The 13,678-nt window shown below is 71.0% G+C and carries 14 protein-coding genes; 13 read left to right on the top strand and 1 reads right to left on the bottom strand.

The window, feature by feature from the left end; genetic code table 11:
* Positions 1-41: 41 nt before the first annotated feature.
* The 9 genes from VIG76_RS09060 (at position 42) to VIG76_RS09020 (ending at position 9,798) form a co-directional block, all read left to right on the top strand.
* Complete coding sequence (locus tag VIG76_RS09060) at positions 42-488, top strand: cell division protein SepF (protein ID WP_331953338.1); 447 nt, start codon at positions 42-44, stop codon at positions 486-488.
* Between the two features lie 72 nt (positions 489-560).
* Positions 561-863, top strand: a complete 303-nt coding sequence (locus tag VIG76_RS09055; RefSeq protein ID WP_331953336.1) for a YggT family protein — start codon at positions 561-563, stop codon at positions 861-863.
* 155 nt (positions 864-1,018) lie between these two features.
* Positions 1,019-1,666, top strand: a complete 648-nt coding sequence (locus tag VIG76_RS09050) for a DivIVA domain-containing protein (protein WP_331953334.1) — start codon at positions 1,019-1,021, stop codon at positions 1,664-1,666.
* 46 nt (positions 1,667-1,712) lie between these two features.
* Positions 1,713-2,246: a signal peptidase II gene (gene lspA, locus VIG76_RS09045; protein WP_331953332.1), complete on the top strand. Its 534-nt coding sequence runs from the start codon at positions 1,713-1,715 to the stop codon at positions 2,244-2,246.
* Between the two features lie 4 nt (positions 2,247-2,250).
* A complete protein-coding gene (locus VIG76_RS09040) occupies positions 2,251-3,171 on the top strand; it encodes an RluA family pseudouridine synthase (protein WP_331953330.1) in 921 nt (306 codons plus the stop codon).
* Positions 3,172-3,351: 180 nt separating this feature from the next.
* Positions 3,352-6,861 carry a DNA polymerase III subunit alpha gene (gene dnaE, locus VIG76_RS09035; RefSeq protein WP_331953328.1) on the top strand — a complete coding sequence of 1,170 codons (3,510 nt, stop codon included), beginning with the start codon at positions 3,352-3,354 and terminating at the stop codon, positions 6,859-6,861.
* Positions 6,862-6,907: 46 nt separating this feature from the next.
* A complete protein-coding gene (hisD, locus tag VIG76_RS09030; protein WP_331953326.1) occupies positions 6,908-8,212 on the top strand; it encodes a histidinol dehydrogenase in 1,305 nt (434 codons plus the stop codon).
* 81 nt (positions 8,213-8,293) lie between these two features.
* Positions 8,294-8,761, top strand: coding sequence for a transcriptional regulator NrdR (gene nrdR, locus VIG76_RS09025; protein ID WP_331953324.1), 468 nt, complete (start codon positions 8,294-8,296; stop codon positions 8,759-8,761).
* A 5-nt stretch (positions 8,762-8,766) separates the two neighbouring features.
* Entirely contained in the window at positions 8,767-9,798 is a 1,032-nt protein-coding gene (locus tag VIG76_RS09020) for a quinone-dependent dihydroorotate dehydrogenase (protein WP_331953322.1), read from the top strand.
* Here the strand turns inward: VIG76_RS09020 and VIG76_RS09015 are convergent.
* Positions 9,795-10,379, bottom strand: coding sequence for a DUF3043 domain-containing protein (locus VIG76_RS09015; protein ID WP_331953320.1), 585 nt, complete (start codon positions 10,377-10,379; stop codon positions 9,795-9,797). The genes VIG76_RS09020 and VIG76_RS09015 overlap by 4 nt on opposite strands.
* A 37-nt stretch (positions 10,380-10,416) precedes the next feature.
* On the opposite strand from VIG76_RS09015, the gene VIG76_RS09010 reads away from it, so the two are divergent.
* From VIG76_RS09010 to VIG76_RS08995, 4 genes are all read left to right on the top strand, one after another.
* Positions 10,417-11,811, top strand: a complete 1,395-nt coding sequence (locus VIG76_RS09010; protein WP_331953318.1) for a dipeptidase — start codon at positions 10,417-10,419, stop codon at positions 11,809-11,811.
* The gene (gene erpA / locus VIG76_RS09005) at positions 11,808-12,176 is read left to right on the top strand and encodes an iron-sulfur cluster insertion protein ErpA (RefSeq protein ID WP_331953316.1); all 369 of its coding nucleotides are present in this window, start codon (positions 11,808-11,810) and stop codon (positions 12,174-12,176) included. The genes VIG76_RS09010 and erpA overlap by 4 nt, the downstream gene beginning before the upstream one ends.
* 157 nt (positions 12,177-12,333) lie before the next feature.
* Complete coding sequence (ctaC, locus tag VIG76_RS09000; RefSeq protein ID WP_414640625.1) at positions 12,334-13,254, top strand: aa3-type cytochrome oxidase subunit II; 921 nt, start codon at positions 12,334-12,336, stop codon at positions 13,252-13,254.
* Positions 13,255-13,267: 13 nt separating this feature from the next.
* A partial coding sequence (locus VIG76_RS08995) for a cbb3-type cytochrome c oxidase subunit I (protein ID WP_331953314.1) occupies positions 13,268-13,678 on the top strand: 411 nt, incomplete at its 3' end.

The following is a 13,678-nucleotide window of genomic DNA, read 5'->3' as shown; positions in this document are numbered from 1 at the left end:
GGCACCGCGGGGGGCGCGTGCGTCAGCCCGTGGAGGATTCCATGTCGAACCCCATCCGCAAGTCGATGGTCTGGCTCGGTCTCGCCGACGACCAGTACGAGTACGACGAACCGGTGGAACCGATCTCGCTCGTGTCGCCGGCGGCGTATCCGCGCGCGACCGTCACGCCGCTGCCGAAGCGGCAGGTCGTGAGGAACCAGGTGCCGGAGATGAACGAGATCCTGACGGTGCATCCGCGCCAGTACCGGGACGCGCAGGGCATCGCCGAGCACTTCCGCGAGGGCACGCCGATCATCATCAACCTGACCCAGATGACGGAGTCCGAGGCACGTCGCCTCGTCGACTTCGCCTCCGGGCTCTCGACCGGCCTGCGCGGCCGGATCGAGCGCGTGACGAGCAAGGTGTTCCTGCTGTCGCCCGAGCACATCGCCGTCTCCGGCGAGGAGCCGGGCGCGGACAGCGAGCTCGAAGCCACGTTCACCGACTAGCCGGGGGCCGGCCCGCTCGTACGGGCCGCCACCGGCCGTGTCGGATACTGGACCCGTGAGCGGGATCCAGCGATGAGCCCGATCGCCCTGGTCGGTACGGTGCTGTACTTCGTGCTGCTCGTGTACTTCTTCGCGCTCTGGGCCCGGTTCGTGCTCGATCTCGTGCAGGCCGTCAGCGAGCAGTGGCGCCCCAAGGGCGCCGTGCTCGTGCTCGCCGAGGCGAGCTTCACGGTCACGGATCCGCCGATCAAGGCGGTTCGCCGCCTCGTGCCGCCGCTGCGCGTCGGTGCGTTCTCGCTCGACTTCGGCTTCACGATCGTGATGTTCGCGGTGATCATCCTGATGTACGCGACCGTCGCGATGCAGAACCGCTGACGGCTCCGTGAGGGGCGCCCGAGGGGTGCCTGGACGCCTCTGCACCCCACTTCGGGCGACACGCCAGCGGGTCCGGGACCGTCGGCCTCGCGGGGTCGGTAGGCGCTAGCCTGTCGCTCACGCATCCGTCTCCCGCAGACCATGAAGGTGGACACATGGCCCTAACGCCTGAAGACGTCGTCAACAAGCGCTTCCAGCCGACGAAGTTCCGTGAGGGCTACGACCAGGACGAGGTGGACGACTTCCTCGATGAGGTCGTCGTCGAGCTCCGCCGTCTCGGCCAGGAGAACGAGGACCTGCGCCAGCGGCTCATCGCCAGCGAGTCCCGCATCGCGGAGCTCCAGCGCTCGAACGCACCGACGACCGGTGAGCAGGCGCAGGCGCCCGCTCCGCAGCAGCAGCTCAGCTACCCCACCGCGCAGGTCGACGTCGGCGCGGTCGACCCGTCGAACACGAACAACCTGCTCCAGCTCGCCCGCCGGCTCCACGAGGAGCACGTGCGCGAGGGCGTCGAGAAGCGTGATGCGCTCATCGCCGAGGGCCACGCCACCGCCGCGCGCGTCGTCGCCGACGCCGAGGCGAAGCAGCGCCAGCAGCTCAACTCGCTCGACCAGGAGCGCGCGCTGCTCGAGCACCGCATCGACGAGCTCCGCACCTTCGAGCGGGAGTACCGCCAGAAGCTGAAGAGCTACATCGAGGGCCAGCTCCGCGAGCTCGACGCCTCGAACATCGTCAACACCGGCTCGTACGGCAACCTCGGGCTCTCCGCGCCGCCGAGCTTCCAGGGCTTTGGCGGGAACTGACCCCGCTGACGACAGGGCGCTGCCGGCGACGGCGGCGCCCTCGTCTGTGCAGGGGGAGCCGGCCGCGCGGAAGCGCTCGCCGCTCGCGGTGTTCGGCACCCTCATCGGTGTCGCGGCGGCCGTGCTCGCGGTCGATCAGCTCGCGAAGGCCTGGGTCACCGCGAACCTGCCGTTCAACAGCCCTCGGGAGATCCTCGGCCCGCTGCTGATCTTCCGCCGGGTGCTGAACTCCGGGGCCGCGTTCTCGTTCGCATCCGGATCGACGTGGGTGTTCTCGATCATCGCCGCGGCGGTGGTCGTCTTCCTCATCTGGTTCGCGAGGCGCATCCGCTCGCTGTCCTGGGCGGTGCTGTTCGGGCTGCTGCTCGGCGGCACGCTCGGCAACCTCACCGATCGCCTGCTGCGGCCGCCGGGGTTCGGCGTCGGGCGGGTGGTCGACTTCATCCAGATCCCGGTGCTGCAGGCGATCTTCAACATCGCGGACTCCGCGATCGTGACGAGCATGGCGCTGTTCGTGCTGCTGACCCTGCGCGGCACGGGGCTCGACGGGGTGCGGCGGACCGGCCGCCCGCAGGACTGACACCGTGCCGGAGCGGATGCTGCCCGTGCCCGACGGCCTGGTGGGGGAGCGGGTGGATGCGGGCGTCGCGAAGCTGCTCGGACTGTCCCGCACCCGGGTCGCGGCGATCGCCGACGCCGGCGGGATCGAGCTCGACTTCCGGCCCGCCGGCCGTTCCGACCGGCTGCCCGCCGGCGCGATGCTCTCGGTCCGCTGGGAGGAGGAGCGCCTCGACGGGCCGCCGGAGGCGATCGAGGTGCCCGGCATGCGGGTCGCGTACGAGGACGACGACATCGTGGTGGTCGACAAGCCGGCGGGGGTGGCGGCGCATCCGTCGCCCGGCTGGACCGGCACGACGGTCGTCGGCGGCCTCGCGGCCGCCGGGGTCCGGGTGAGCACGTCGGGCGCGGCGGAGCGGGCGGGCGTGGTCCACCGCCTCGACGCCGGGACGAGCGGGCTCATGGTCGTCGCGAAGAGCGAGCACGCGTACACCGTGCTGAAGCGCGCATTCAAGGAGCGCACCGTCGAGAAGCGGTACCTCGCGCTCGCGCAGGGGCATCCGGATCCGACCTCCGGCACCATCGACGCGCCCATCGGGCGGCACCCGAGGGTCGAGTACCGGTTCGCGGTGGTCGCCGACGGCCGGCCGTCGGTCACGCACTACGAGACGATCGAGGCCTTCCGCGCGGCGACGCTCCTCGACGTGCACCTCGAGACGGGGCGCACGCACCAGATCCGGGTGCACTTCTCGCACCTGCGGCATCCGCTCGTCGGCGACACGATGTACGGCGCGGATCCGGTGCTCGCCGCCCGGCTCGGCCTCACCCGGCAGTGGCTGCACGCGGCGCGGCTCGGGTTCGCGCACCCGGCGACGGGGGAGTGGGTCGAGTTCGAGAGCCCCGTGCCCGACGACCTCGCGATCGCGCTCGAGCGCCTCGCCGGATGACGACCATCGCGCCGTTCCGGAGAAACGGCGCGACACGCCGGCTCGAGGGCGCGAACGGCGGCGTGTCGTGCGGAAACTCCGGATCCGCGCGATCGGCCGAAGCCCCCTCGGCGGTCCGAACCGCGACGTGACCAGGGGACTCTGCCACTGTCGGTGGTTCCCATTAGCGTCAGGGATCCGATGAGCACATCCGACAGCTTCGTCCACCTCCACGTGCACTCCGAGTACTCGATGCTCGACGGTGCGGCACGCCTCGGCGACATGCTCGGCGAGGCCGCGAAGCAGGGCATGCCGGCGATCGCGATCACCGATCACGGCAACACCTTCGGCGCGTTCGACTTCTGGAAGCAGTCGCAGGCCCACGGGGTCAAGGCGATCATCGGCACCGAGGCGTACCTCACGCCCGGCACGCACCGGTCCGACAAGACCCGGGTGCGGTGGGGCGAGGGCGGCGGCGACGACGTCTCCGGATCCGGCGCCTACACGCACATGACCCTGCTCGCCGAGAGCACGAGCGGGTTGCACAACCTGTTCAAGCTCTCCTCGCGGGCGTCGATCGAGGGCTACTACTTCAAGCCGCGGATGGATCGCGAGCTGCTGCACGAGCACCACGAGGGGCTCATCGCGACCACCGGCTGCCCGGGTGGCGAGGTGCAGACCCGCCTCCGGCTCGGCCAGTGGGACGAGGCGGTGGCGGCCGCGGCCGAGTTCCGCGACATCTTCGGGCCGGACAACTTCTTCGTCGAGCTGATGGACCACGGCATCGGCGTCGAGCGGCGCGTGCAGAAGGACCTCCTGCGCCTCGCGAAGGAGCTCGGCCTGCCGCTCGTCGCGACGAACGACCTGCACTACACGCACGCGGAGGACGCGACGAGCCACGCGGCGCTGCTCTGCGTGCAGTCCGGCTCGACGCTCGACGACCCGAACCGCTTCAAGTTCGACGGCGAGGAGTACTACCTGAAGTCCGCCGCCGAGATGCGGCAGATCTTCCGGGACCTGCCGGCGGCCTGCGACAACACGCTCCTCATCGCCGAGCGGTGCGAGATCGAGTTCGACACGTCGGCGAACTACATGCCCCGGTTCCCGGTGCCCGAAGGCGAGACCGAGGACTCCTGGTTCGTCAAGGAGGTCGACCGGGGGCTCGAGGTCCGGTACCCGGACGGCGTGCCGGAAGCGGTGCGCAAGCAGGCCGAGTACGAGAAGTCGGTCATCCTGCAGATGGGCTTCCCCGGCTACTTCCTCGTCGTCGCCGACTTCATCAACTGGTCGAAGAACCACGGCATCCGCGTCGGACCGGGCCGCGGCTCCGGCGCCGGTTCCATGGCCGCCTACGCCATGCGCATCACGGACCTCGACCCGCTGCAGCACGGGCTGATCTTCGAGCGGTTCCTCAACCCCGACCGCGTCTCGATGCCCGACTTCGACGTGGACTTCGACGAGCGCCGGCGCGACGAGGTGCTGCGCTACGTCACGGAGAAGTACGGTGACGACCGGGTCAGCCAGATCGTCACCTACGGCACCATCAAGGCCAAGCAGGCGCTGAAGGACTCCGGGCGCGTGCTCGGCTTCCCGTTCGGGATGGGCGAGAAGCTCACCAAGGCCATGCCGCCCGCGATCATGGGCAAGGACATCTCCCTGTCCGGCATCTTCGATCCCTCCGACAAGCGCTACAAGGAGGCCGCCGACATCCGATCGGTGATCGAGGCCGATCCCGAGGCGAAGACCGTCTTCGACACCGCGCTCGGGCTCGAGGGGCTGAAGCGCCAGTGGGGCGTGCACGCCTGCGGCGTGATCATGTCGAGCGTGCCGCTGACGGATGTGATCCCGATCCAGCGCCGCGAGCAGGACGGCCAGATCGTCACCCAGTTCGACTATCCGGCCTGCGAGGCGCTCGGGCTGATCAAGATGGACTTCCTCGGCCTCCGGAACCTCACGATCATCGAGGACGCCCTCGACAACATCGAGGCGAACCGCGGCCACCGGCCGGTGCTCGAGGACCTGCCGCTCACCGACGAGGACACCTACAAGCTGCTCGCCGCCGGTGACACGCTCGGCGTCTTCCAGTTCGACGGCGGCCCGATGCGGTCGCTGCTGCGCCTGATGAAGCCGGACAACTTCGAGGACATCTCCGCGGTCGGCGCGCTCTACCGGCCGGGCCCGATGGGCGCCAACTCCCACACCAACTACGCCCTGCGCAAGAACGGGCTCCAGGAGATCGTCCCGATCCATCCGGAGCTCGCCGAACCGCTCCAGGACGTCCTCGGCACGACCTACGGCCTGATCGTCTACCAGGAGCAGGTCATGGCGATCGCGCAGAAGCTCGCGGGCTTCAGCCTCGGCCAGGCCGACATCCTCCGGCGCGCGATGGGCAAGAAGAAGAAGGCCGAGCTCGACAAGCAGTTCGCCGGCTTCAAGGCCGGGATGAACGAGCGCGGTTACTCGGACGAGGCGGTGAACACCCTCTGGGACATCCTGCTGCCGTTCTCGGACTACGCCTTCAACAAGGCGCACTCGGCGGCGTACGGCGTGCTGTCCTACTGGACCGCCTACCTGAAGGCCCACTACCCGGCCGAGTACATGGCCGCTCTGCTCACCTCCGTCGGCGATGCGCGCGACAAGCTCGCGGTGTACCTCAACGAGTGCCGGCGGATGAAGATCAAGGTGCTGCCGCCCGACCTGAACGAGTCGATCGGCTACTTCGCCGCAGTCGGCGAGGACATCCGCTTCGGGCTCGGCGCGGTGCGGAACGTCGGCGCGAACGTCGTCGAGCAGATCATCGCCGCCCGCAAGGAGAAGGGGGCGTTCACCTCCTTCCACGACTTCCTCCGGAAGGTCCCGCTCGGCGTCGCGAACAAGCGCACGATCGAGTCGCTGATCAAGGCGGGCGCGTTCGACTCGCTCGGTGCGACCCGCCGATCGCTCCTCGAGATCCACGAAGACGCGGTCGAGGCCGCGGTGTCGATCAAGCGCAACGAGGCGAACGGCCAGGTCGATCTCTTCGGCGGCCTCCTCGAGTTCGAGGAGCAGCCCGATCACGTGCCGGATCGGCCGGAGTGGGGCAAGAAGGAGAAGCTCGCGTTCGAGCGCGAGATGCTCGGGCTCTACGTCTCGGACCACCCGCTGGCCGGCCTCGAGGCCCACCTCGCCAAGCACGCATCGGTGTCGATCGCGGAGCTGCTCTCGCTCGAGACGCCGCCCGACGGCGAGCAGGTCACCCTAGCAGGCCTCGTCACCGAGGTGCAGCACCGGGTCGCCCGCAACTCCGGCAACCAGTACGGGATCGTGCAGATCGAGGACTTCGGCGGCACGGTGAGCGTGATGTTCCTCGGCAAGGCGTACCAGGAGTTCGCTCCCGCGCTCGTCGCCGACAGCGTCGTGGTGGTCCGCGGCCGGGTCTCCGCCCGCGACGACGGCATCAACATCCATGCCAACAGCCTCTTCGCGCCCGACATCGGCACGAGCGGCGGCGGGGGACCGCTCACGATCACGCTGCCGGACCACCGGGCGACGACCGAGGTCGTCAAGGCGCTGAACGACGTGCTCATCCGGCACTCCGGCGACACGGAGGTCCGGCTGCGGCTCACGCGCGGCGGCACCGCCCGGGTCTTCGAGGTGCCGTTCCCCGTCGACGTCACGGCCGACCTGTACGGCGAGCTGAAGAGCCTGCTCGGCGCCGCATGCCTCGCCTGATCCGCTCCGAGGGTCCTGGCCGCGACGCTCGGTAGGCTCGGGCGTCGTGCTCAGGACGCTTGATCTGCGCGGACGGACCCTCGACGCGGCCACGCTGCCCGGGCTGCTGCCCCGCGGCGGAACCGACCCCGGCACCGCCCAGGACGCGGTCGCCCCGCTGATCGAGGCCGTGCGCACCCACGGGGCGGATGCGCTCCTCGAGCAGGCGGAGCGGTTCGACGGCGGCCGGCCGCCGGCGCTCCGGGTCCCCGCCGAGGAGATCCGCCGCGCCGCGGATGCGCTGCCCGCCGGCATCCGTGCGGCCCTCGAGATGGCGATCGAGCGGGTCGGCGCGGCGAGCCGAGCGCAGCGCTCCCAGCCCGCGGAGACGCGCCTCGGCGCCGGCGCCGTGATCCAGCAGCGGTGGCTGCCGGTGCGCCGGGTCGGCCTCTACGTGCCCGGCGGCAAGGCCGTCTACCCCTCGAGCGTCGTCATGAACGTCGTGCCCGCCCAGGTCGCCGGCGTGACCGGCATCGCGCTCGCCTCGCCCGGCCAGCGCGCCTTCGGCGGCGCGGTGCACCCGGTGATCCTCGGGGCCGCCGGCCTGCTCGGCGTCGACGAGGTCTACGCGATGGGCGGCGCCGGCGCGATCGCCGCCTTCGCCTACGGGGTCCCCGGCATCGGCCTCGAGCCCGTCGACGTCGTCACCGGGCCCGGCAACGTCTTCGTCGCCGCGGCGAAGCGCGCCCTCGCCGGCCGGATCGGCATCGACTCCGAGGCCGGCCCCACGGAGATCCTCGTGCTCGCCGATGCGACCGCGGACCCCGAGCTCGTCGCCGCCGACCTGATCAGCCAGGCCGAGCACGACGAGCTCGCCGCCGCAGTCCTCGTCACCGACTCCGTCGAGCTCGCCGCGGCAGTCGAGGCGGCCGTCACCCGCCGCGCCGCGATCACCGCGAACGCCGACCGCGTCCGCGTCGCCCTGCAGGGCGAGCAGTCCGCGATCGTGCTCGTCGACTCGATCGACGACGCGGTCGTCGTCAGCAACGCCTACGCGCCCGAGCACCTCGAGGTGCAGACCGCGGATGCGGAGCGGCTCGTCGCCCGGCTCACCGAGGCCGGCGCGGTCTTCGTCGGCGCCGCGACGCCCGTGAGCCTCGGCGACTACCTCGCGGGCTCGAACCACGTGCTGCCGACCGGCGGCACCGCCCGGTTCTCGGCCGGCCTGTCGGTCCGGCCGTTCCTGCGCCAGCAGCAGGTCGTCCGCTACGACCTCGACGCGCTCCGCGAGGCGCAGCCCCACGTGCGAGTGCTGGCCGACGCCGAGGCGCTGCCGGCGCACGGCGACGCCGTCGACGCGCGCTTCCCCTGATCCGCTCCCGCTTCGGGGTGAATTACACCGATGCAATTCGGCGCTGACACGGCGCCCGCACCCAGGTAGGCTGCAGGGGAGATGTTCTGTCCCTTCTGCCGCAACCCGGACACCAGGGTCGTCGACTCCCGCGTGAGCGACGACGGCCTCTCGATCCGTCGCCGCCGCCAGTGCCCGAACTGCCACCGCCGCTTCTCCACCACGGAGACGGCGAGCCTCAGCGTGATCAAGCGCAACGGCGTGCTCGAGCCGTTCAGCCGCGACAAGGTCGTCGCCGGCGTGAAGAAGGCGTGCCAGGGCCGCCCGGTCACCGAGGGCGACCTCGCCCAGCTCGCGCAGCGGGTCGAGGAGACCATCCGGGCCACCGGGGCCAGCCAGATCGAGGCGAACGACATCGGTCTCGCCGTGCTGCCGCCGCTCCGTGAGCTCGACGAGGTCGCGTATCTCCGCTTCGCGAGCGTCTACCAGGGCTTCTCGTCGCTCGACGACTTCGAGGCGGCGATCACGCTGCTGCGGATGGAGAACTCGTCGCCGGCGCCCGGCGCCTGACGCAGGTGGACCTCGCCGAGCGGCTCTACCGGCCGTTCTTCTCCACGGTGCTCGTGCGCCTCGATCCGGAGACCGCGCACCACCTCGCGATGCTCGTCATCCGCGCGCTCGGCGCCTCGCCCGCCATCGCCCGGATCGTGCGGCGTCGGACGGTCGCCGGCGCCACCCGGGTCGACGCGATGGGCATCCGCTTCCCGACGCCGTTCGGGCTGGCGGCCGGTTTCGACAAGAACGCGATCGGCGTCCGGGGCCTCGGCGCGCTGGGCTTCGGGCACGTGGAGATCGGCACCGTGACCGCGGTGCCCCAGCCCGGCAACCCGCGGCCCCGGCTGTTCCGTCTGCCGGCCGACGGCGCCCTCATCAACCGCATGGGCTTCAACAACGAAGGTGCGGCCGTGGTCGCCGCGCGACTCGCGGCCTTCCGCCGGCAGGGGGCGCTCCCGGTCGTCGGGGTGAACATCGGCAAGAGCCGCGTCGTGGCCGTCGAGGACGCGATCGACGACTACCGGACGAGCGCCCGCCTCCTCGCACCGCACGCCGACTACCTCGTGGTCAACGTCAGCTCGCCGAACACGCCCGGACTCCGCGGCCTGCAGGAGCTCGACCGGCTCGAGCCGCTGCTCGCCGCCGTGCACGAGGAGGCCCGCGCGACGCCGCTGCTCGTGAAGATCGCGCCCGACCTCGAGGATGACGCGATCCGCCGCATCGCGGACCTCGTGGTACGCCTCGGGCTCGCCGGGGTCGTGGCCACCAACACGACGATCAGCCGCGACGGCCTCGCGACCCCTGCCGGCGACGTCGCGGCGATGGGCGACGGTGGCCTGTCCGGGGCGCCGCTGAAGGCGCGGTCGCTCGAGGTGCTGCGGGTGCTCCGGGCAGCGCTGCCTGCGGACCGCTGCCTCATCAGCGTGGGCGGTGTGGCGTCCGCAGACGACGTCCGCGAGCGACTCGCGCTCGGCGCCGACCTCGTGCAGGGCTACACGGGCTTCCTCTACCGGGGCCCGGGCTGGGCCCGCGACCTCGCGCTCGTCGGTTAGCGGCCGACCGCGCGGTACTCGGCCGTGCCGCCCCGCTTGACCTGCGGTTTCGGCGTGCGCAGGCTGCGGAACTGCGCCGCGCGCATCACCGTGTACAGGTTGAGGCCGCGCTCGACCATCTCCGGACCGCCGAGGATCCGTGCCAGGCGGCGGCGGATCAGCGTCGCGGCGATCAGGGCGTCGACGACGGTGAGCACCAGCAGGCCGTAGAGCACGAACTCGAGGTAGACCTGGATGCCGATCGGCGTGACGAAGGTGCCGACGAAGAAGACGATGAAGATCGGGATCAGGAACTCGCCGATCGTCCAGCGCGAGTCGATGGAGTCGCGCACGAAGCGACGCTGCGGACCCTTGTCCCGCGCCGGGAGGTAGCGCTCCTCGCCGCGCGCCATGCCCTGGCGGATGCGCTCGCGCTCCTCCGCCTGTGCGCTGCGCGAGGTGCGCTGCGCCTGCTTGCGGTCCGTCGGCACGAGCGGGCGCCTACGCGCCTGCTCCGCTTCGCGGCGCGACGGGGTCGCGCGGCCCTTGCCCGGCCCGGCCGGCGTCGGCGCCACCGGCTCGGCGGGTGCCTTCTTCGCCACAGGGCCTCCTCGAACTCGTGTCCAATAGCGTACCCGCATGCCTTTCGACGAGCAGGCGGTGCGCGACGCCGTCCAGGACGGATTCCCCGCCGCGGTCGCGGCCCTCGGCTCGCTGGTGCGGATCCCGTCGATCGCGTTCCCGGGCTTCCCGGTCGAGGAGGTGGAGCGCAGCGCCGAGGCGGTGGCCGGGCTCTTCCGCGCCATCGGCGTCTTCACCGAGGTGGCGGTGCACCGCGCCGCCTACGGGGACGGCCTGCTCGGCAGCCCGGCCGTGCTCGCGGTGCGGCCGGCTGCGCCCGGGCGCCCGACCGTGCTGCTCTACGCCCACCACGACGTCCAGCCGGCAGGCCGCGAGGAGCTCTGGGACGCACCGCCGTTCGAGCCGACGCTCGTCGGCGAGCGGCTCTACGGCCGTGGCGCGTCCGACGACAAGGCCGGCGTCGTGACCCACCTCGCCGCCCTCACCGCCGCATCCGCGGTGCTCGGCGACGACCTCGGCGTCGGCGTGTCGCTGTTCATCGAGGGGGAGGAGGAGGCCGGCTCCCGGTCCTTCGACGCCTTCCTCGCCGAGCACCGGGACGTGCTCGAGGCCGACGTGATCATCGTGGCCGACTCCGACAACGTCGACACCGTCACACCCGCACTCACCTCGAGCATCCGGGGCAACGTCACGTTCGCGCTGACGGTGGCCACGCTGGACCACGCGTCCCACTCGGGCATGCTCGGGGGAGCGGTGCCCGACGCGATGCTCGCCACCGTCCGGCTGCTGTCGACGCTGTGGGACGGGACCGGCGCCGTCGCGGTGGCGGGCCTGCACGCCGAGCCGGACGCCGAGGCCCCGATCGGCTGGACCGAGGAGCAGCTCGCCCACGACGCGGGCCTGCTGCCGGGCGTGACGTCGATCGGGTCCGGGAGCGTCGCCGACCGCCTGTGGCGGGGGCCGGCCATCACGGTCACCGGGATCGACGCTCCTGACGTCCGCAACGCCTCGAACACCCTGCAGCCGTCGATCCGGGTGCGCGTCAGCGTGCGCGTCGCTCCGGGTCAGCGGGCGGACGACGCCTTCGCCGCCGTCCGCTCCCACCTGGAGCAGGCGGCCCCGTTCGGCGCCCACCTCGACTTCACCGACGTCGACCTCGGCGAGCCGTTCCGGATCGATCAGACCGGCTGGGGCACCCAGGCCGTCCGGCAGGCGCTCGAGGACGGGTGGGGCGCGCCCCCGGTGCCGACCGGGATCGGCGGCTCCATCCCGTTCGTCGCGACGCTCGCCGAGACCTTCCCATCGGCGCAGATCGTGCTGACGGGCGTCGAGGACCCCTCGACCCGCGCCCACTCGCCCAACGAGTCGCAGCACCTCGGGGTGCTCCGCAGGTCGATCACGGCCGAGGCGCTGCTGCTCGCCCGGCTGTCCGCGAGTACGATGCCCGCATGACCGACATCGCGATCACCGGCCGCCCGACGACGGACACCGGCCACGGCGTCCTGCTCACCGGCGCCGCGGCGAACAAGGTGAAGAGCCTCCTCGAGCAGGAGGGACGTGACGACCTGCGCCTGCGCCTCGCCGTGCAGCCCGGCGGCTGCTCGGGCCTCATCTACCAGCTCTACTTCGACGAGCGCCTGCTCGAGGGCGACGCGACCGTCGACTTCGACGGCGTCGAGGTCGTCGTCGACCGGATGAGCGTCCCGTACCTCGACGGCGCGACCGTCGACTTCGAGGACACCATCCAGAAGCAGGGCTTCACCATCGACAACCCCAACGCGCAGGGCAGCTGCGCCTGCGGCGACTCGTTCCACTGACGCCGCGCCCGCTCGCGGAGGAACCATCCGGATCGCGCCCCCACCCGGGGGCGCGATTCGCATGTGATCCGCAGAGCACGGGGGCCGCCGCCCGAGGTCACGGGGCTCCGCGAAGGATAGGCTGTACCTCGGAAACGTCCGATCGGAGAGGGAACTGGTGCGCTCCAACCGCAGACGCCTGATTCTGGTGCCGCCCCTGGTGATCGGGCTCGTGCTCGCACTCACCGGGTGCGACGACCTGCAGCTGCACGGGTACCTCCCCGGCTTCATCACCGGCCAGCCGGCCGTCACGAACAACACCCAGATGGTGTCCGACCTCTGGGTCGGCTCCTGGATCGTGCTGCTCGTGGTCGGCGTCATCACGTGGGGCCTCATCATCTGGGCCGCGATCGTGTTCCGCCGGCGCCGCGGTCAGACCGGCCTGCCGGTGCAGATCCGCTACAACATGCCGATCGAGATCTTCTACACGGTCGTGCCGCTGATCCTCGTGCTCGGCTTCTTCGCCTTCACGGCCAAGGACCAGAACATCATCGAGGCCCGCACCCAGCACCCCGACGTCACGATCGGCGTCTACGGGCAGCAGTGGACGTGGGACTTCAACTACGTCAACGAGAACGTCTACAGCGCCGGCGTGCAGGCGCAGCCGGCCGACGCGCTCCACGCGAACACCGGGTTCGTCGAGTCGCAGATCCCGCAGCTCGTGCTGCCGCTCGGCAAGACGGTCCAGCTGGACCTCCGCACCCGCGACGTGAACCACTCCTTCTGGGTGATCGACTTCCTCTACAAGAAGGACCTGATCGCGGGTCAGACGAACTACGAGAGCTTCACGCCCACGCGCCTCGGTACCTACCAGGGCAAGTGCGCGGAGCTCTGCGGCGAGTACCACTCCCGGATGCTCTTCACGGTGAAGGTGGTGACGCCGGAGGAGTACAGCACCTACATCCAGCACCTCCGCGACATCGGCAACACCGGGCAGCTCGGACAGAAGTACAACAAGGACGACAGCTCTGGAGCCAAGGGCACGCAGTACAGCGGCAACGGCTCGACCAGCGAGACGAAGCAGCTCGGCAACCAGTGAGGGGAATCACGCGATGACGACGACGTTGGGACGCCCGAGCGGGCCCTCGGCACTGCCGGCGGGCCAGAGCTCGGTGCTGAACGACCGCAGCCAGGTCGCCCGGAAGGGCAACATCGTCGTCGAGTACCTGACGACGACGGACCACAAGAAGATCGGCTACCTGTACCTGATCACCTCGTTCGTCTACTTCCTGATCGGCGGCGTGCTGGCGCTGGTGATCCGGGCGCAGCTGGCCGAGCCGGGCCTGCACCTCGTGCCGACGCCGGAGATCTACAACCAGCTGTTCACGATGCACGGCACGATCATGCTGCTGATGTTCGCGACGCCGCTGTTCGCGGGGTTCACGAACGTGCTGATGCCGCTGCAGATCGGTGCTCCGGATGTCGCGTTCCCGCGGCTGAACGCCTTCGCGTACTGGCTCTAC

It is taken from the genome of Amnibacterium sp. (assembly GCF_036559085.1).
In the GTDB taxonomy this organism is placed as follows: Bacteria; Actinomycetota; Actinomycetes; order Actinomycetales; family Microbacteriaceae; genus Amnibacterium.
This window is presented reverse-complemented; position numbering and strand designations above follow the sequence as displayed.

What these genes read in the sequence shown, in the direction of transcription:
- VIG76_RS09010 (WP_331953318.1), top strand. Translation starts at nt 10,417, where the DNA reads ATGCCTTTCGACGAGCAGGCGGTGCGCGACGCCGTCCAGGACGGATTC.
- VIG76_RS09055 (WP_331953336.1), top strand. Translation starts at nt 561, where the DNA reads ATGAGCCCGATCGCCCTGGTCGGTACGGTGCTGTACTTCGTGCTGCTC.
- VIG76_RS09060 (WP_331953338.1), top strand. Translation starts at nt 42, where the DNA reads ATGTCGAACCCCATCCGCAAGTCGATGGTCTGGCTCGGTCTCGCCGAC.
- erpA (WP_331953316.1), top strand. Translation starts at nt 11,808, where the DNA reads ATGACCGACATCGCGATCACCGGCCGCCCGACGACGGACACCGGCCAC.
- nrdR (WP_331953324.1), top strand. Translation starts at nt 8,294, where the DNA reads ATGTTCTGTCCCTTCTGCCGCAACCCGGACACCAGGGTCGTCGACTCC.
- VIG76_RS09050 (WP_331953334.1), top strand. Translation starts at nt 1,019, where the DNA reads ATGGCCCTAACGCCTGAAGACGTCGTCAACAAGCGCTTCCAGCCGACG.
- dnaE (WP_331953328.1), top strand. Translation starts at nt 3,352, where the DNA reads ATGAGCACATCCGACAGCTTCGTCCACCTCCACGTGCACTCCGAGTAC.